This is a genomic window from Amycolatopsis sp. NPDC114503 (assembly GCF_055633655.1).
In genome coordinates, this window is record NZ_JBVKDT010000012.1 from 44,592 (window position 1) to 61,926 (window position 17,335).

The 17,335-nt window shown below is 68.5% G+C and carries 17 protein-coding genes; 15 read left to right on the forward strand and 2 right to left on the reverse strand.

The window, feature by feature from the left end:
- Positions 1 to 121: 121 nt before the first annotated feature.
- Positions 122 to 892, reverse strand: a complete 771-nt coding sequence (locus ACZ7OI_RS38215) for an alpha/beta fold hydrolase (RefSeq protein WP_470268989.1) — start codon at positions 890 to 892, stop codon at positions 122 to 124.
- Positions 893 to 925: 33 nt separating this feature from the next.
- A complete protein-coding gene (locus tag ACZ7OI_RS38220; RefSeq protein WP_470268990.1) occupies positions 926 to 1,792 on the reverse strand; it encodes a RidA family protein in 867 nt (288 codons plus the stop codon).
- Between ACZ7OI_RS38220 and ACZ7OI_RS38225 the strand changes: the two genes are divergently transcribed.
- From ACZ7OI_RS38225 to ACZ7OI_RS38295, 15 genes are all read left to right on the forward strand, one after another.
- Positions 1,787 to 2,956, forward strand: coding sequence for an LLM class flavin-dependent oxidoreductase (locus ACZ7OI_RS38225; protein ID WP_470268991.1), 1,170 nt, complete (start codon positions 1,787 to 1,789; stop codon positions 2,954 to 2,956). The genes ACZ7OI_RS38220 and ACZ7OI_RS38225 overlap by 6 nt on opposite strands.
- A gap of 45 nt (positions 2,957 to 3,001) precedes the next feature.
- Positions 3,002 to 4,153 carry an LLM class flavin-dependent oxidoreductase gene (locus ACZ7OI_RS38230; RefSeq protein ID WP_470268992.1) on the forward strand — a complete coding sequence of 384 codons (1,152 nt, stop codon included), beginning with the start codon at positions 3,002 to 3,004 and terminating at the stop codon, positions 4,151 to 4,153.
- On the forward strand, positions 4,150 to 4,497 hold the full coding sequence (locus ACZ7OI_RS38235; RefSeq protein WP_470268993.1) for a RidA family protein: 348 nt from the start codon (positions 4,150 to 4,152) through the stop codon (positions 4,495 to 4,497). The genes ACZ7OI_RS38230 and ACZ7OI_RS38235 overlap by 4 nt, the downstream gene beginning before the upstream one ends.
- Positions 4,494 to 5,960: an aldehyde dehydrogenase family protein gene (locus ACZ7OI_RS38240; RefSeq protein WP_470268994.1), complete on the forward strand. Its 1,467-nt coding sequence runs from the start codon at positions 4,494 to 4,496 to the stop codon at positions 5,958 to 5,960. Before ACZ7OI_RS38235 ends, ACZ7OI_RS38240 begins: the two co-directional genes overlap by 4 nt.
- Positions 5,961 to 5,990: 30 nt before the next feature.
- Complete coding sequence (locus tag ACZ7OI_RS38245; RefSeq protein WP_470268995.1) at positions 5,991 to 6,497, forward strand: flavin reductase family protein; 507 nt, start codon at positions 5,991 to 5,993, stop codon at positions 6,495 to 6,497.
- Positions 6,498 to 6,510: 13 nt separating this feature from the next.
- Entirely contained in the window at positions 6,511 to 7,149 is a 639-nt protein-coding gene (locus ACZ7OI_RS38250) for a TetR/AcrR family transcriptional regulator (RefSeq protein ID WP_470268996.1), read from the forward strand.
- Between the two features lie 46 nt (positions 7,150 to 7,195).
- On the forward strand, positions 7,196 to 8,659 hold the full coding sequence (locus ACZ7OI_RS38255) for an aldehyde dehydrogenase family protein (RefSeq protein WP_470268997.1): 1,464 nt from the start codon (positions 7,196 to 7,198) through the stop codon (positions 8,657 to 8,659).
- A 5-nt stretch (positions 8,660 to 8,664) separates the two neighbouring features.
- The gene (locus ACZ7OI_RS38260) at positions 8,665 to 9,207 is read left to right on the forward strand and encodes an NADPH-dependent FMN reductase (protein WP_470268998.1); all 543 of its coding nucleotides are present in this window, start codon (positions 8,665 to 8,667) and stop codon (positions 9,205 to 9,207) included.
- A gap of 21 nt (positions 9,208 to 9,228) precedes the next feature.
- Positions 9,229 to 9,615, forward strand: a complete 387-nt coding sequence (locus ACZ7OI_RS38265; RefSeq protein ID WP_470268999.1) for a RidA family protein — start codon at positions 9,229 to 9,231, stop codon at positions 9,613 to 9,615.
- A gap of 2 nt (positions 9,616 to 9,617) precedes the next feature.
- The gene (locus tag ACZ7OI_RS38270) at positions 9,618 to 10,418 is read left to right on the forward strand and encodes a RidA family protein (protein ID WP_470269000.1); all 801 of its coding nucleotides are present in this window, start codon (positions 9,618 to 9,620) and stop codon (positions 10,416 to 10,418) included.
- Positions 10,419 to 10,630: 212 nt separating this feature from the next.
- Positions 10,631 to 11,584, forward strand: coding sequence for an ABC transporter permease (locus ACZ7OI_RS38275; protein ID WP_470269001.1), 954 nt, complete (start codon positions 10,631 to 10,633; stop codon positions 11,582 to 11,584).
- The gene (locus ACZ7OI_RS38280) at positions 11,581 to 12,486 is read left to right on the forward strand and encodes an ABC transporter permease (protein WP_470269002.1); all 906 of its coding nucleotides are present in this window, start codon (positions 11,581 to 11,583) and stop codon (positions 12,484 to 12,486) included. Before ACZ7OI_RS38275 ends, ACZ7OI_RS38280 begins: the two co-directional genes overlap by 4 nt.
- A complete protein-coding gene (locus ACZ7OI_RS38285) occupies positions 12,483 to 14,285 on the forward strand; it encodes an ABC transporter ATP-binding protein (RefSeq protein ID WP_470269003.1) in 1,803 nt (600 codons plus the stop codon). Before ACZ7OI_RS38280 ends, ACZ7OI_RS38285 begins: the two co-directional genes overlap by 4 nt.
- A gap of 33 nt (positions 14,286 to 14,318) precedes the next feature.
- Positions 14,319 to 15,464: an MFS transporter gene (locus ACZ7OI_RS38290; protein WP_470269004.1), complete on the forward strand. Its 1,146-nt coding sequence runs from the start codon at positions 14,319 to 14,321 to the stop codon at positions 15,462 to 15,464.
- A gap of 238 nt (positions 15,465 to 15,702) precedes the next feature.
- A complete protein-coding gene (locus ACZ7OI_RS38295) occupies positions 15,703 to 17,283 on the forward strand; it encodes an ABC transporter substrate-binding protein (protein WP_470269005.1) in 1,581 nt (526 codons plus the stop codon).
- Positions 17,284 to 17,335: the final 52 nt, after the last annotated feature.

A 17,335-nucleotide genomic window follows, 5' to 3' on the forward strand; every position in this document is an offset into this window, starting at 1 on the left:
AAGGGAAAACCCACTTGCTCCCTCGGCTGCGCAAGTGGGGGTGACAAAACACCAACCCGTCGGCAAGGGGAAGAGACCCTCCTTCGAGCAGGCGCCCCTCTTCACTGCCGGTGTTGCGGAATCACGGCGCGAGCAGGAACTTCTCCACCGCGTCAGCGGTTTCGTCGAACGCCGTGGCGAGGATCTGGTGCAACCCGGGCACCTCGACGACCTGCTCCACGTACGGCCGATAGGCGGCGACCTGCTCCGGGGTGACCAGGCCGAACGCGGGCGCGTACAGGAGCATCGCCGGGACGCGGAGCGTTTCCGGCGGCGGTGCGGGCGCGGCGAACTCGCTGAAGATGGACACGACGGCTGCCTGACTGGTGCGTCGCTTGAGTCTTCCATCCGGGAGGGTGTCGAATTCGTCGGCGAGTTCCGCCTTGAACTTCTCGACATCGACGTCCGGGCCGAGGTTTTCACGGCTCGCGACGAACTGTTCGAACGAATCCCATTCGCCGCCGGTCAGTTCCTGTTCGGCGCGATGCCGGGCCAGTTCGGGCGAGATCTGCACGACGGGCTCCAGCAGCGCGAGCCGCCGGATCCGCTCGGGGCTGCGGGCCGCGAGGTCGAGCATCAGCCTGCCGCCGAAGGACCGCCCGACCCAGCCCGGCCGGTCGAGCCCCAGCGCGTCGACCGATTCGAGCAGGTCGTCCACGTAGGTGGCGTGCGTCCACGGGGGTTCCCAGCCGGAGCGTCCGTGCCCGCGCAGATCGAACGCGATGACCCGGAACCGTTTTCCCCAGCGTTCGTCGACGACCCTGCGCCAGCTTCCTGCGTGCGAGCCCACCCCGTGCACCAGGACGACCGGCGGCCCGTCGGGATCTCCCCATTCGTAGGTTTCCAGCAGCATGCGAACACCTTTCTCGTCGCTGGTCCGGGGCGGTCAGGCCGCGGCGGTGACTTCGACTTGGATCCGGCAGTCGCCGGCCAGTCCCAGCAATACAGTGCAGCGAGCCGGCAATTCCTGAGACGCGAAGATTTCCCGATAGGCTCGATCGAACTCCGCGAGATGGGATTCGTCGCGCACATACGTCGTCGTCTTGACGATGTCCTTCAAGGACAGCCCAGCGGCGTCGAGCTGCTTCCCGATGCGCTGAAAGACCACTGCCGTCTCACCGGCGATCGTGGCGGCCTCCTGCACCCGGCGCATGGTCGCGACGTCGATCGCGAGACTGGACGCGTACGTGAAGGGCGCGGCCGGAGCTGCATCGGGTTGCACGGCAACTGCATCGACCGCCACGCGGGCACCGCGGGGGACTCCGGCGGACAGAATCGTCAGCACCGCACGGCTATCCGGCCCCATCGCTGCGCGAAACGCCGCTGCGACTTCGTCATGGATGGCGTCGTCGGCGATCCAGATGTTCGCCTTGACGACGTCCGTCAATCCGCTCCCGGCGGAGGCGAGCGTCGCGGCGATGTGCTCGACACAACCTCGGGTTTCGTCTGCTGCTGTACCTGCGTGCGGGCCGGCCCCGGAAGCGAAGACGAACCCGTGGCTCGCGGCGCCCGCTGCGTCGCCGTCTTGGTCTGGGGAAGTGAAGAATTGGGTCACGAGCGGGCTCCTTGCCGAGTCGTCGGGCGGCTGGCCGGGCGATGCCGAGGGCCAGCCCTCGCCAGGAACCCTATGCAACCGACCGGACGGTATGCAAGGCTTGCGGAGCGGCCTTGACTTCCAGCGTGCCGCGTCTCTAACGTCATACCGACTAGTCGGAACTAGCTTCGTCAGCCAGACAGGGCGGTCTCCATGCACACGGGTCTTTCACTGATTTTCCAGAATCTCGGGCGAAGCCGGACCGATGCCGAGGTCTACCGGCACGAGACGCGGTACGCCTTGGAGGCGGAGGCGGCGGGCTTCGACTCGGTGTGGACTCCCGAACACCACTTCACCGACTACGACATGACCCCGAACGTCCCGCAGTTCCTCTCGTGGCTGGCCGGCCAGACGTCGCGGCTGCGGCTGGGCACGATGGTGTCGGTGCTGCCGTGGAACGACCCGGTCCGCGTCGCGGAAAGCTTCACGTTGCTCGATCACCTCTCCGGGGGCCGGTCGCTGCTCGGCATCGGGCGCGGGCTGGGCCGGGTCGAGTTCGAAGGCTTCCGGGTCGAGATGGGGCATTCCCGGCGGCTGTTCACCGAGTACACCGAAGCGGTCACCACCGGGCTCGAAACCGGGGTGATGGAGTACGACGGGGAGCTGTACCGGCAGCCGCGCGTCGAGATCCGGCCCGAGCCGTACGCGAGTTTCCGCGGCCGGACGTTCGCCTCGGCCATTTCGCCGGAATCGATCGACCTGGTCGCCCGTCTCGGGATCGGCATCATGGTGATCGCGCAGAAACCGTGGCACACCGTCGAGCGGGAGCTGGATAACTACCGCCGGAGGTTCGTCGAGATCAACGGGACGCAGCCGCCCAAACCCATTATCGCGTTGTTCGTGGGGGCGGCGCCCACCGAAGAGAAAGCGCAGCACATTCGCGACCGTTACTTGCAGAATTACGCACTTTCCACGGTCAAGCACTACGAGTTCGACAACGTGGGTTTCGCCGACATCGAGGGCTACGAATATTACGCGGGGCTGAGCCGCAACATCGCCAAACACGGCATCGAAGGCTTCAGCAGCTTCCTCGCCGATCTGCAGGTGTGGGGGACTCCGGACCAGGTGACGGAGAAGGTGCTCGGGTACGTGGACCGGTTGAACGCGGGCGGAGTGCTGATGGTCCCGGCGTACGGCGGGATGCCGGAGGACATCGCCGACGCCAACTTCGCGCTCCTTTCCAAGGAAGTGCTGCCCGCGCTGAAGGAGCACGACGTCGGCGGCGATCTGGGGGTCGCGTACGACGTGGGGCCGCTGCGGGAAACGGCCGCGGCGGCCGAGGACGAGGACGAGGGCGCGCCTGGCATCGGACTGTTGCCGTGAGCGCGGGAAATGAACCCAACACTGCGGCAGCGAGGGATGGTCGGTATGCGGTTTGACGTGTTCTACGTGCTCGCGAATCAGGGGCGAGGGCGAGCGTGGTCGGATTTGCTGGACGAGGTGCGCCGCCGGGTGGTGCTCGCCGACCAGCTGGGCTTCGACGGGATGTGGCTCGGGGAGCACCATTTCGACGCCGAGGGCACCGACCAGCTGCCCAACCCGGTGCTGCTGTGCGCGGACCTGGCCGCGCGGACGTCGCAGATCCGGCTCGGAATGGCGGCGGTCTCGTTGCCGCTGTGGCATCCGATCCGGCTGGCCGAGGACCTCGCGATGCTGGATCACTTCAGCGGCGGGCGGGTCGACGTCGCCTTCTCCCGCGGCATCCTGGCCGGGGAGATCGTGAACCTCAATCCGGACGCAGACCGGGCGGACGAAGCGAAGTCCCGGGCCATCTTCGACGAGCACCTGGCCATGGTGCGGGCGGCGTGGACCGAGGACCCGTTCAGCTGGCAGTCGGAGCGCTATCAGATTCCGCGGCCGAAAATGAAATGGCCGGCGAAGGCGTACGAGTCCTATCACGACAGTGACGGCTATTTGACCGGTCTCGCCGTGCTTCCGCAGCCGTTGCAGTCGCCGACCCCGCCGCTTTACGCGGTGTCGCAGGGACTCGAGGGCTTCCGGTCCGCAGCTCGGCAGCATCTGGGAATCATCACGTCGCATTCGACGCCGCGGCGCGCGCAGAAGCTGGGCGCGGCTTATGCGGAGGTGGCCGCGCAGTACGGCGGCCCGCCTGCTTACATGGCCGGCCCGTGCGTGCTGGTGCGCGACACCTGCGTGGCGGCCACCGACGCGGCGGCGCGCGAGATGATGGAGGAGCAGGTTGCGGTCCGATTCGAGCTGATCAAACGGGTGCGCGGACTGGGGGAGTGGCTGGAGGAGGACGAGGATCCCAGCGATCCGGCGTTCGAGTCGATGAAGCCCTTCGACCTCATGATGGACCGCGACTACCTGCTCGTGGGCTCGCCGGACACGGTGGCCGAGCGGATGATCCGGATGCACCGGGACTACGGCATCGAGCACTGGTCGCTGGCGCTCGGCCGGGTCTCCGACGATCAGCTCGAGACCACTCTGCGGCTGCTGGCTGACGAAGTCCTCCCCGCCGTGCGCAAGGCCGCCGCCGAACTGAAGGACGGATCATGACTGCTTTCCTCGACGGCGACGGCTCGGCGGCAGTGCTCGCCGGCGGGCTCGTCTTCGCGACCGCTTCGGCGGCGAGCGCCGGTTCCGTCGCCGACGAGACCGGGAAGTGCCTGGACCAGCTGGAGAAGACCTTGGGACAGCTGGGATGCGGCCTCGGCGACCTCGTGAAAGTGAACTGCTACCTGTCGGACGACGAGTTCCGGAGCGAGTTCTGGCAAACCTGGGACGCGCGGTTCGCTCCGCTCGATGTGCGGCTGGTGCGCATCACCCAGGTCGTCGGGATCCCGGGCGGGCGTCGAGTGCACCTCGACGCCACTGCCGTCCGGCCGGAGGGCCGATCATGACGGCGACAGCGATTTCCGTTCAAGCCGGACCGATCATCGGCGGCCGAGCGGTCGAGTCGGCCGGAACCGAACGGCAGGACGCGATCAGCCCGGCCACCGGCGAACTGCTCGGCAGTTTCGCGCTCGGCGCCCCGGCGGATGTCGAGACCGCAGTGGCAGCCGCCGGGGACGCGTTCGAGGCGTGGGCGGCGACGTCGGTCTTCGAGCGGATCCGGTTCCTGCAGCGCGCGATCGAGGTGATCTCCGAGCGGCGCGAGGATCTCGGCCGGTTGCTGGCGTCCGAACAGGGCAAGCCTTACCGCGTCGAAGCGCTCGGCGAGGTCGACGAGACGATCGACTACTTCCAGAGCGCGATCGAATGCGCCAAGCGCCTCGACGGGATTCTCCCGCCGCTGGCCGACACGGCGAAGCGAGTGCTCATCTCCCGCGTGCCGAGGGGAGTCGTGGCCGCGATCGGGCCGTGGAACTTCCCGCTCGGCACGATGGCGGGCCAGGTCGCCCCGGCGCTGGCGTCCGGCAACACCGTCGTCACACTGCCCGCGCCGACCACGACGCTGACCTGCTACGAATTCGCTCTCTGCTTGATCGACGCGGGGTTGCCCGAGGGCGTGTTCAACCTGGTGACCGGGCAAGGCGCGGTGGTCGGCGACGCGCTGAGCGGGCATCCGGACGTGCAGGTTGTGGCGTTCACCGGCTCGGTGCCGACCGGGCTCCGGGTCGCACAGCGCGCGGCTGGCAAGGCACAGCTGATCGAACTCGGCGGCAACGGTCCGACCGTCCTGCTCGACGACGCCGACCTTGCCCTCGCGATCCCCGGCTCGGTGTCCTCGACCTACTACTGCGCTGGCCAGAACTGCATCGCGGCCGGGCGGTTCCTGGTCCACGAAGCCATCTACGACGAGTTCGCCGAAGCCTTCACCGCGGCCGTGCGCCGGGACATCAAGCTGGGCGATCCGTTCGCGGAGGACACGACGATGGGGCCGGTGAACAACGCCGTCCTGGCCGGAAAGATCGACCAGCACGTGCGTTCCGCGGTCGCCGACGGCGCGAAGGTGCTGCTCGGCGGCGAGCGGGCGGCGGGATTTCCGACTGACCTGTACTGGCAGCCCACGGTTCTCGCCGAGGTGACCGAGTCGATGGCGGTAGCGGTCGAGGAGACCTTCGGCCCGGTCGCGCCGCTGCAGCGGATCAGCTCGGAAACCGAAGCGCTGCAGATCATGCAGGCCTCGCCCTACGGGCTGTCCGCAGCCGTCTACACCAAGGACTTGGCGAGAGGACTGCGGTTCGCGGAGAAGGCTCCGGCCGGGACGGTGAACGTGAATACGAGCACGTCCAGCGCCGAGGTGCACCTGCCGTACGGCGGCCGCGCCGGGAAGCTCAGCGGCCTCGGCCGCACCCAGGGCCGGTACCCGATGGAAGACATCTACACCGAACTCAAGACCGTCATCGCGCACGTGGGCTGAACTCGGCCTGCCGGATCGGCGAGGAGTGAAATGATCGACCTGACGACGTTCAAGACGATTATGGCGGCCGCACCAGGACCGGCGGCGGTGGTCACCGCCATGGGCGCGGACGGGAAGCCCTACGGCCTGACCGTCTCGGCGGTCTGTTCGGTTTCCCTGGAACCGTCACTCGCGCTGGCGTGCATCGACCGCGGCTCGAACACCTTGGCCGCGATCGAGGAAACCAACGCCTTCACCATCAACTACCTCGGCGCCGGATGCGAGCCGGTGGCGATGCGCTTCGCGACCAAGTCCGACCGCAAGTTCGAGGACCAGCGGTGGATGCTCCCGGCGGCGGGCGGCGGCCCGATCCTGCTCGACGCGGCCGCCGCGCACGTGGTGTGCCGGGTCGAGCAGGCGATCCCGGCCGGCGACCACATCATTTTCGTCGGCGCGGTGATCGAGGGCTCCGCCGACGACGGTTCGCACGCTCTCGCCTATGCCCGCCGGAAGTTCTTCACCGGCGAGCACCTCGAGTCCGGCGCCGCGGCGCACTGAACGGAGGCGCCCGATGCCCGCTCGAGCCCGAAAGAAGAGGCCTCCGGTCCGCGATCCGGACGGGACCCGCCAGCTCCTGCTCGACAGCGCGGTACGGCTGTTCGAGGAACACGGCTACCACGCGACGTCCGTCCAGGAGATCGTGGCTGGGGCCGGGCTGACGAAAGGCGCGTTCTACCACCATTTCGACACGAAAGAGGACGTGCTCCACGAGATCCACGACCACTTCGTCGACCATCAGCTCGACCTGTTGCGCGCGGTGGTCGCGAGCGGCGGCCCGCCGGACGAGCTGCTGCGCCGCATCATGGTCGAGGTGCTGATCGAGCCGATCAGCGTCTACCGGGCGGAAATCGCCATTTTCATGCAGGAGTACCGGTTCCTGTCCGGCCGGACGTTCGCGGAGATCCGGGCCAAGCGCACGGAGTTCGAGCGGCTCGTCACCGAGGTCCTCGAGAAGGGCGTCGCGAACGGCGACCTCGCCGCGCCGGTGCCGCCGAAACTGCTGGCGTTCGCGGTGATCGGCATCGGGGCCTGGGCCTACCACTGGCTCGATCCACGAGGCGCGGTCACGCCGCGGGAAGTCGGCGAGGCATTCGGCAGCCTGATCGTCGACGGCCTCGGCGCCGTCCCCGGGCAACGCCGAGAGATCTGACTACCCACCGGTTGGTTCATTCACCGGCAACGAGAACGAGGTCACTATGGGTTCTTCACCAGCACAACGTCCGGAGCTGCGGCAGTTCGTGGGCGGGCAGTGGCGCACCGGAGGCGGCACCGAGGCCATCGACGTCTTCGACCCGGCGACCGGCGCGCGGCTCGGCGAGGTCGCGGCGGCCAGCGAGTCCGATGTGGACGACGCGGTTCAGGCCGCGGCCGACGCGTTCGGCCCGTGGTCGGCGCTGTCGCTGAGCCGCCGGGTCGCGTATATCGCCCGGTTCAAGGCCTTGGTACAGCGCGACGCCGAGGCGCTCGCCGAAACCGTCTCGCTCGACCAAGGCAAGACCTTGGACGAGGCACGCGGCGAGGTGACCCGGCTCGTCGACGCGATAGACTGTGCCGCCGCGGCGCCGATGATCTACCAGTCGGCCAGCGGGAACGTCGCGGCCGGTCTCGACGCGCGCCGCGTGCGGATCCCGCTCGGGGTGTGCGCGGCCGTTACCCCGTCGAACTTCCCGGTGATGAACCCCGGGCAGTTCGCGGCATGGGCGCTCGTGTGCGGCAACACGCTCGTGCTCAAAGTGTCCGAACAAGACCCCTACGCGTCCACCCACCTGATCAAGATCCTCGAAGAAGCCGAGCTGCCACCGGGCGTGCTGAACCTGGTGCACGGGCGCGCCGACGCGGTCAAGCGGCTCATCGCCAGTCCCGAGGTCGCCGCCGTTTCCTGTATCACTTCGACTCCGACGGCACGGTCGATCTACGCGGCCGCCGCGGCCCAGGGCAAACGAGTCCAGGCGAACGGCGGTGCCAAGAACCCCATCGTGGTCGCCGAAGACGCCGACCTGGAACGCGCGGCTGCCGGCATCGTCTCGTCGGTCTTCGGGATGGCTGGGCAGCGCTGTCTCGCCGACACCCGCGTGATCGCTGCCGAGAGCGTTTACGACACTCTGGTGGAGCTGGTGACCGCGCGAGCGTCGGAACTCGTCGTCGGCAGCGGTCTCGACCCGCGCACGACGATGGGGCCCGTGGTCAGCGCACAGAGCAAGCAGCGTCTTGAAGCGACAGTGGATGCAGCGATCAGCGGGGGAGCGAAGGCAGTCTTGGACGGCCGGGGCGTGCGGCCGACCAGCGGCACCCCGGACGGATACTTCCTCGGCCCGACCGTGCTCGTGGACGTCGAGCCCGGTTCGGCCGTCGACCGCGACGAAACCTTCGGCCCGATCGTGAACATCCACCGGGCCGCTTCGTTTGACGACGCAGTGGAACTGGCGAACGACACCGAATTCGGCAACGCCGCGACGGTCTACACCCGGTCGGGCTCCACCGCACGGGAATTCGAACAGCGGTCTAACGCGGGCAACGTCGGGATCAACACGTTCCCGGCCCCGCCGATGAACTTCACCATGGGCGGCACGGGTTCGTCGTTCTACGGCGATCTGCACATCTGTGGCGACGGACCTCTGGACTTCTACACCGACCACAAGCTCGTCCTGTCGCGGTGGTGAACCGGATGAGGGTCATGGCCGTCAGTTGCTCGCCGAGCATCGGCGGGCGCACCGCGGCGGCGCTGCGGGCGGTGCTGGACGGCGCGGCCGCCGCCGGGGCGGAGACCGAACTGGTCCAGCTCGGCGAGCACGCCGATCCGGCTGAAGTCGTGGCGCGAATGGCGGAGGCGGACGCCTTTGTCTTCGGTGCACCGATGTACCGCGCGTCCTACGCGTCGCCGTTCAAAGCGCTCCTCGACGTCACGCCGCGAGGCGAATACGGCACCAAAGACGCACCGCTGACCGCGCGTGCGGTCGCTATCGTCGCGACGGCGGGCAGCGACCACCACTTCCTGGGCTTGCAGGCAATGCGCGGCGTGTTGGTCGATTTCTTTGCCGCACACGTCGTTTCGCCCGGCCTGTACGTGAACGCTGACAGCTACACCGCGGAGCAGACCCTCACCGAGGAGCGGGCCGGGCAGGCCCGCACCCAGGGAGTCGCGCTCGTGGAGCTGGCCAGGGCGATCGCATCGTCCGAGGGGCTCCGGAACGTCACCCCGAACGCCTGACCACCGACTGAGAGGCGAGCAATGCGACAGCTGCTCAGCACCAACGCCGCGGGAATAGCCGCGGGAACTGTTGCCGGGAACATGGTTTTCACGGCGGCGTCGGCCATTGACGTCGCGACGATGAAGCGAGTGTCCGAAGCGGACACCATCAAAGACGAAACGCGGGTGATCCTCCACCGGATCGAACGGACTCTCGCCGAAGCCGGCTGCACATTGCAGGACCTGGCGAAAGTCACCTGCTTCGTCAGCGAGGAGGAGTACCGCCTCGAGTTCGCAGCGGCGTGGCGCGATCTGCTCGCGCCAGGGCCGTATCCGTCGCGCGCGATGGTGCGCATGGACCTGGTGAGCGACTGCCGGGTACAGGTGGACGCGATCGCCGTCCGCCCGGCCGCCGAAGGGAAGGACTGACTGTGACCGCTTTTCTCACTTACCCCGGCAGCGATCCGGAACTGCGGCGCAAGTTCGGCCTCGGAGGCGCGGCGGTCATCGGCGACCTGGTCTTCCTCGGCGGAATGGCGCTGGACCTGACCACGCTCACCCGCCAGCCTGAAGCGGTCACCATCGCCGACGAACTGCGGATCTGCCTGGACGGGATTCTCAAGACGCTGGAGCAGGCCGACGGCACCCTCGCGGACATCGTGAAGGTGAATTGCTACCTCTCCGACGACCGGTACCGGGCGGAGTTCCGCGAAGCGTTCAAGGACGTCTTCGCGCCAGGCCCGTACCCGAAGTGCCTGACGGTCGTCGCCGGGCTCGCCGGGGACTGCCGGGTGGAGATCGAGGTGGTAGCGGTCAAGCCGCCGGGTGCGCGGGCGGCGGTGAATCCCGGCTTTTTCGACAGCGCCGCATTGGGCCGTTCGATGGGCGTGGCGGCGGGCGGCCTCGTGTTCGCCGAGGCGGCCGCACTGGACTGGGCCACCGGCGACCGGCTGCCCGAGGCGACGACGCTGGCCGAGGAGACCAAGATCTGCCTCGACCGGCTGGCGGCCGCGCTGGCGGAGGCCGGCGGCACGTTCGACGATCTCGTGAAGCTCAACTGCTACCTGACTTCCGGCGACGACCGGGCCGAGTTCCAGGCCGCGTTCGCGGAGCGATTCGGGCCGGGTCCGTACCCGCCGCGCATCACCCAGGTGACCTGTTTGGACGGTGCGGCCCGGGTGCTCGTCGACGCGGTCGCGATGGTTCCGCAGGGCTGGAACACAGCCTCGTAACAGGTCGGCGGCCGGGCCTTCGAAGCGTTGACACCTGCGGAAACGGCCAGTAGTTTCTCTCCAAACCAACTGGTACGTATGTACGTTCGCCCGCAGTGCCCGGCCCCGTTCGCGCAGGCCCGGCCTCCGCACTGTCCCGGCCGCCCGCCGGTCCCCGTGTCCCCGCCGCCGTCCCGCGGCCGAGGCGCCTCCACGATGGGAAGGACCAGCCGATGAAGCGAATGCTGGCGGCGCGAGTGCTTTTCGCGCTGCTCACCCTCGTGATCATCTCGATAGTCGTCTTCGCCGCGACCCAGGCGCTTCCCGGCGACGCGGCACTCGTCCAGCTCGGCAAGCAGGCCACCCCCGCCGCGCTGGAAAGCCTCCGCGCCCGGATGCACCTCGACCAGCCGCTCGTTTCGCAATACTGGCTGTGGCTCACGGATCTGCTGCACGGGCACCTCGGCAACTCGCTGGCGACCAACATGAGCGTCGGCGCGCTGATCGGCGACCGGGTGGTCAACACGCTCGTCCTGTTGATCGCCACGGGCGTCATCGCGCTCCCGCTGGCGACCGCGCTCGGCATTCTGACCGCGATCCGCCGGGACCGCGCGGCGGACCACACCGCGAGCGTCGTGATGCTGGTGATCGTGGCGATCCCCGAGTTCGTGTTCTGCCTGCTCTTCGTCGCCCTGTTCGCGACGAACGTGCTGCACGTGCTGCCCGCGGTGTCGCTGATCGATCCGGACCAGCCGCTCTTCTCCCAGCTCGGCGCGTTCGTGCTGCCGGTGCTGACCCTGGTCATCGTCAGCCTCCCGTACATCGCCCGCACCGTGCGCGCCTGCATGCTCGAGGCGCTCGAAAGCGACTACGTCGCGATGGCACGGCTGAAGGGCGTGCCCGAACGGCAGGTCGTCGTCAAGCACGCGCTGCCCGCCATCGCCGGCCCGGTGTTCCAGGTCTCCGCGCAGACCCTGGCGTATCTCGCTGGAGGCATCGTCGTGGTCGAGACCGTCTTCCAGTTCCCGGGCATCGGATTCGCGTTCGTGCAGGGGATCCAGAGCCGCGACCTGCCGGTGGTCCAGGCTCTGGCACTGCTGCTCGCCGCGGTTTACGTGATTTTGAACAGCGTCGCGGACCTCGGAACCGTCGCGATGACACCGACCCTTCGCAAGGGGGCGCGATGACGGAGATCGAAACCGCCGAAGCCGCGGTCGGCGAAGGCATCAAGCACAAACGGCGCGGCGGGTTCGGCGCGCTCGTGCGAGGAGCGTTGCGCCGCACCGAAGGACGGATCGGCTTGGCGCTGGTGGTACTCGTCGGCGCGGTCGCCTTCCTGGGTCCGTTCTTCAACCCGCACTCGCCCTCGGAACTCATCAGCGCGCCGTACGCGCTGCCCGGCGACGGGACGGTGCTCGGCGCGGACGGCCTGGGCCGGGATGTGCTGAGCAGATTCCTCAACGGCGGCAACGTGATTCTCGCGCTGGCACTGCTCGCCACGGCGGTCGGCGTCGGCGTCGGGGTAGTGCTCGGCCTCGTCGCGGGCTACCGCCGCGGTGTCGTCGGCCAGGTCATCATGCGGATCCTCGACATCGTGCTGTCGTTCCCGTCGCTGCTGCTGGCCCTGCTGTTCCTGTCCATCAGCGGGGTCAACTGGTGGATCATCGTCGTGACCATCGCCATTTCGCACATTCCGTACGTGGCGCGCGTGGTCGAAAGCGGTTCGCTTGCGGTGATCGGGCGCGGATTCGTCCAGTACGCGGAAATGATCGGCGTGCCCCGGCGGCGGATCCTCGTCCGGGAGATCCTGCCGAGCATCGTCGCGCCGCTCACCGTTCAGTTCGGCATCCGGGTCACGTGGTCGATCGGCATCATCTCGTCGCTCGCTTATCTCGGCTTCGGCCGCCAGCCGCCCTCGGTCGATTGGGGAATGATGATCAGCGAAAACCAGTCCATGCTCCTGTCCAACCCGTTGCCGGTGCTGCTGCCGGTGGCCGCGATCGCGGTCATCACGGTCGGGGCGAACCTGCTGACGGACGCGTTCGGGCAGGCCGCGGGCCTCAGCGGACGGCGAGGGCGGTCGGCATGACGGCGGTCGCGGAAACGGTGAAACAGGCGATCGAGGTCGCAGATCTGCGGGTGGATCTCGCCGGCCGGGACGTGAACGTGGTGCGCGACATCGGGTTCAGCCTGCGACCTGGGCAGATCCTCGGCGTCATCGGCGAATCGGGGTCCGGGAAAACGACGGTCGGTTCCGCGCTGCTGGGCTACGCGCGCCCCGGCACCCGCATCACCGGAGGTTCCGTGGTCGTCGACGGCGTCGATGTCCTGTCGCTGCGCGGCACCGCGCTGCGCAAGCGGCGCGGGGAACTGATTTCCTATGTGCCGCAGGACCCCTTCTCTTCGCTCAACCCGTGCCGCCGTCTCGGTGCCCAGCTGGCCGAAACGCTGACCGTGCACGGTGTCGATTCGCGGGCCGAGCAACGGGAGCGGATCGAACGCATCCTCGAGGACGTTCGCCTTCCGTCCACGAGGGAATTCCTGCGGCGATACCCGCACGAGATCTCCGGCGGCCAGCAGCAGCGGATCGTGATCGCGATGGGCTTCATCTGCAATCCGAAAGTCGTCGTTCTGGACGAGCCGACCACCGGCCTCGACGTCACGACTCAGGCGCACGTGCTGCGGATGGTGCGGGAGCTGTGCGAGCGACACCGCACCGCGGGCATCTACGTCAGCCACGACCTGGCGGTCGTCGGCGGGCTGGCCGACCGGATCGGGGTGATGTACTACGGGCGGCTCGTCGAGGCCGGGCCTGCGGACGCGATCGTCCGCAACGCGGGCCATCCCTACAGCCGCGGGCTGATCCAGGTCATCCCGGATCCGCACCGGCGGCGCGTGCTGAGTTCGGTGCGCGGCCGGGTGGCCCCGCTGGACGAACGGCCGGACGGGTGCGTCTTCGCGGCGCGGTGCGATCTGGCGGAGCCCGAGTGCTGCACGGGCGAGATCCAACCGGTCGCACTCGAATCCGGCCACGTCGCGATGTGCCGCCGCACCGAGGTCGTGCGCAGTGCGGCACTCGCGGGTGCCGCACTCGATCCGCGCGAAAGCGCCTCTGTCGAGGCAGGGCAAGGCTTTCTGTCGGTGCGGAAACTGACCGCTTCCTACTCTGGTTTCCCGGTGCTGCGCGAAATCGACCTCGACGTGCCGCGCGGCCTGGTGACCGCGCTGGTCGGCGAATCGGGTTCCGGCAAGACGACGCTGGGCCGGTGCATCGCGGGACTGCACGACGAGGCGACCGGGTCGATGACCGTCGGAGGAAGCCCGTTGCGGTTCGGCACCCGGAACCGGTCGCGCGCGGAGCGCCGGGAGGTGCAGTACATCTTCCAGAACGCGTCCGAAGCGCTGAACCCGCGCCGGTCCGTCCGGGACTCCATCGCCGAACCGCTGATCACGCTCGGGTCGGTCGGCGACCAGTCCGAACTGGACCGGCGGGTCGACGCACTGCTCGACGACGTGGCGCTCAACCCGCGGCTGGCGACGCGGCACCCGTCGGAGCTCTCCGGCGGCGAACGGCAGCGGGTGACCATCGCACGCGCTCTCGCGACCAACCCGAGCCTGCTCGTCTGCGACGAGATCACGTCCGCGCTCGACGTCTCCGTGCAGGCGTCGATTCTGCTGCTCATCGAGCGGCTCTGCGCGGAGAAAAACCTGACGCTGCTGTTCGTGACGCACAACCTGGCGGTCGTCCGGGCGATCGCGGACCGCGTCGCGGTTCTCGACGCCGGGGCAATCGTGGAAGAGGGCGCGGTCGACGACGTCCTGGACGCGCCGCAGCACGAGTACACGCAGGCTCTGCTGAAAGACACTCCGGCACTCGATTTCGACTGATGGCGATCGAAGCCAATGAGACTTGACGCGCCAGTGAACCGTCCGGAAGACGCGCGTAGAGCACCGCCGCTGGCCTGGCTGATCTGCGCGGTGGTTTTCACCGAAACAACGCTGCTGACCCTCGTCACTCCGCTGATTCCGTGCTACGCGGCCGATTTCGAGATGTCCCACGCGGAAGCGGGACTCTTCGTCGCGCTGTACGCGGCCGGCTGCATCGCCGGGTCGGTGCCCGCCGGGATGCTGGTCGCCCGGCTCGGCGCGCGGCCTACGGTGCTGCTCTCGCTAGCGCTCGTGGCGGTCGGGAGCATCGGCATGGGGTACGGGAGAAACCTCGCGCTGCTGGACGTCACCCGCTTCGTCCAGGGCATCGCCGGGACGCTCGCCTGGTCGGGTTCGTTCTCGTGGCTGGCGGAGATCGCGTCCGACGGGCACCGGGCGAGGATGCTGAGCAGGGGACTGGCCGCCGCGTCGCTCGGCGGGGTGCTCGGCCCGGTGGTCGGGGGAGCCGCCGAACTGACGTCCCTGCCCCTGGTTTTCACCGTGCTGGCCGGGGTTTTCGGTGCTCTCGCGGCCGGGATCGGCAGGCAGGCCGCGACCGGCCGCGGCGAGCGGCAACGCGTGCGGGAGTTGATGTCCGCGGCGGGTAGACGGGCGATCGCCGTTCCGGCGTGGCTCGTCGCCGCGGCCGGCGCCGCGTTCGGAACGATCGCCGTCACCGGACCGCTCAAGCTGGCCGAACTCGGCGCGAGCGCGATCGTGGTCAGCGCGACGTTCCTGTGCGCTGCGTTCGGCGAAGTGGTGGTGACCCGGCTGGCCGGGAGCGCCTCGGACCGGCACGGCCATCTGCGGCCGATCCGGATCGGACTGGTGCTGGCCGCGGCGTTCGCGGTGCTGCTGGCGGTTCCGGCACCGGTTTTCCCGGCCGTACTGGTGATCGTGGCGCTCACCGCGGCGCTCTCGCTGTTCCTTGCTCCGGGGTTCGCGCTGGTTTCGGCGGGGGCCCGCGAGGTCGGATTGCCGCAGGGGCTCGCCTTCGGGTTGACGAACATCTCATGGGCAGCCGGAAACCTGCTCGGCGCACTGGCCGGCGGCACCCTCGCCGGGTTCGGCGCGGCCGTCCCAGGGCTGGCGGTGGCGGCGGTGCTCCTGGTGTCGCTCGGCCTCGTCCGGAGGAAGTGAGATGGCTGCCGGCACCTTCCCGTCCGCGGGTCGGAAAACCCGTCCCGGCAGCGGAAACCGTGCCTTGACTCGCCGAGTCCGCGCGGCTACCTTCTCAGTACCGACCGGTCGGTGTGAAGTGCGAACCGGGTGCCGAGAGCGGTTCGCCGGGCACGTCGAAGCACCGCAAGCCTGGTTGCGGGGGGTGCACAGAGCTCGTCGCGCAGCGACGAGCGTCGCCGATCGAGAGGTGAAACCCATGCCTGAACCGTTTCCCGCCGGAATGACCCGCCGGCAGGCGCTGCGCTTGGGGGCGCTGGGCGCGGGCGGTCTGCTGCTCGCCGGGTGCGGAGGAACCCCGCCGGTGCGGACCGCCGCGGCGCCGACCGGGCCCCGCAAACGCGGCGGCACGTTCCGCTTCGCCCCGATTTCGACGGCAGGCACGACGTCGGCCGACCCGTTGTCGATCAACAGCGGATACGAACTGCGCTTCGCGATGTTCGATTCGCTGGTCGTGCCGGACCACCGGAACCGCGTCCAGATGGCGCTGGCGGAGCTGCTCGAACCCGAGGGAGCGGACCAGTCGGTGTGGACGATCCGGCTGCGCGAGGGCGTCGAGTTCCACAACGGGAAAACCCTCGACGCCGACGACGTGCTCTTCAGCCTCCAGCGCATTCTGGACCCCAAGTCTCCGAGTTCGGCGTCCAACCTGCTCAAGATGATCGACCTGAACGCGATCAAGAAACTGGACAAACGCACCCTGCGGCTGAAGCTGACGAGTCCGAACTCCCAGCTCCGCAGGGCGTTCGCGCCGTCCGAAGCCGCGATCATGCCGGTCGGATTCGATCCGAACCACCCGGTCGGCACGGGCCCGTTCAAGCAGGTGAACTTCACCCCCGGCCAACGCTGGACCGGAACCCGCAACGGCAACTACTGGCGCGAGGGCAGGCCCTATCTGGACGGTCTCGAGTTCATCGGGTTCGCCGACACGACGACCGCGCGGACGAACGCACTGCTGTCCGGCCAGGTCGACGGCATCGACGGACTGCACCCGGCCCAGCTGCCGCAGATCTCCGCGCACCCCAACCTCAGCGTCCTCATCTCGCAGTCCGGTGCCTACCAGGTCTTCGAGATGCGCTGCGACAAGGGCGCGGTGTTCGAGGACCTGCGCGTGCGCAAGGCGTTCAAGCTGCTGGTCGACCGGCCGCAGATGATCAAGGTCGCCTGGAACGGCCAGGGCGCGGTCGGCAACGACACGGGCGTGTGGCCGGAGTTCGACCCGGCCATGGACGGCTCGCTGCCCCAGCACGCGCAGGACCTCGACCAAGCTCGGTCCCTGCTGAAGGCCGCGGGCAAGGACGGGATGACGGTCACCCTGCGCACCTGCCAGCTGGCCACCGGCCAGGTGGAGTCGGCCAACGTCCTGGTCCAGAACGCGAAGGCGGCGGGCGTCACGGTGAACCTGGACGTCGTGGCGAACCGGGCGCAGTACTACGGGGGCCAGGACTACTACACCTCGCAGTTCAAAGTGGATTCCGACTCGACCGAGACGATGTTCGCCAACACCGCGTACGTCTTCACCGGCAAAGGCATCTACAACAACACCGGGTACGACAACCCGCGGATCAACTCGCTCTACTCCCAGGCACTGGCCGCGACCCCGGAGAAGTACCAGGCCCTGATGCACGAGGTCTCGCGGCTCGTCTGGGACGACGGCCCCTGGATCTCGTGGGGGAGGCAGGACACCGTCCACGCGTTCAGCAACAAGTTCACCGGAGCGGTCGAAGACGCGTCCGGCCGCTTCAACGGCTACCAGTGGGCCGACATCTCGGTCGTCTGACGGCGCGCGATCTTCGTCGCCCCTCGCTGTCGAGAAGATACCGACTGGTTGG

Coding starts and splice junctions, on each gene's coding strand:
- ACZ7OI_RS38215 (WP_470268989.1), bottom strand. CDS start 892: ATGCTGCTGGAAACCTACGAATGGGGAGATCCCGACGGGCCGCCGGTC.
- ACZ7OI_RS38225 (WP_470268991.1), top strand. CDS start 1,787: ATGCACACGGGTCTTTCACTGATTTTCCAGAATCTCGGGCGAAGCCGG.
- ACZ7OI_RS38230 (WP_470268992.1), top strand. CDS start 3,002: ATGCGGTTTGACGTGTTCTACGTGCTCGCGAATCAGGGGCGAGGGCGA.
- ACZ7OI_RS38235 (WP_470268993.1), top strand. CDS start 4,150: ATGACTGCTTTCCTCGACGGCGACGGCTCGGCGGCAGTGCTCGCCGGC.
- ACZ7OI_RS38240 (WP_470268994.1), top strand. CDS start 4,494: ATGACGGCGACAGCGATTTCCGTTCAAGCCGGACCGATCATCGGCGGC.
- ACZ7OI_RS38245 (WP_470268995.1), top strand. CDS start 5,991: ATGATCGACCTGACGACGTTCAAGACGATTATGGCGGCCGCACCAGGA.
- ACZ7OI_RS38250 (WP_470268996.1), top strand. CDS start 6,511: ATGCCCGCTCGAGCCCGAAAGAAGAGGCCTCCGGTCCGCGATCCGGAC.
- ACZ7OI_RS38255 (WP_470268997.1), top strand. CDS start 7,196: ATGGGTTCTTCACCAGCACAACGTCCGGAGCTGCGGCAGTTCGTGGGC.
- ACZ7OI_RS38260 (WP_470268998.1), top strand. CDS start 8,665: ATGAGGGTCATGGCCGTCAGTTGCTCGCCGAGCATCGGCGGGCGCACC.
- ACZ7OI_RS38265 (WP_470268999.1), top strand. CDS start 9,229: ATGCGACAGCTGCTCAGCACCAACGCCGCGGGAATAGCCGCGGGAACT.
- ACZ7OI_RS38275 (WP_470269001.1), top strand. CDS start 10,631: ATGAAGCGAATGCTGGCGGCGCGAGTGCTTTTCGCGCTGCTCACCCTC.
- ACZ7OI_RS38280 (WP_470269002.1), top strand. CDS start 11,581: ATGACGGAGATCGAAACCGCCGAAGCCGCGGTCGGCGAAGGCATCAAG.
- ACZ7OI_RS38285 (WP_470269003.1), top strand. CDS start 12,483: ATGACGGCGGTCGCGGAAACGGTGAAACAGGCGATCGAGGTCGCAGAT.
- ACZ7OI_RS38295 (WP_470269005.1), top strand. CDS start 15,703: ATGCCTGAACCGTTTCCCGCCGGAATGACCCGCCGGCAGGCGCTGCGC.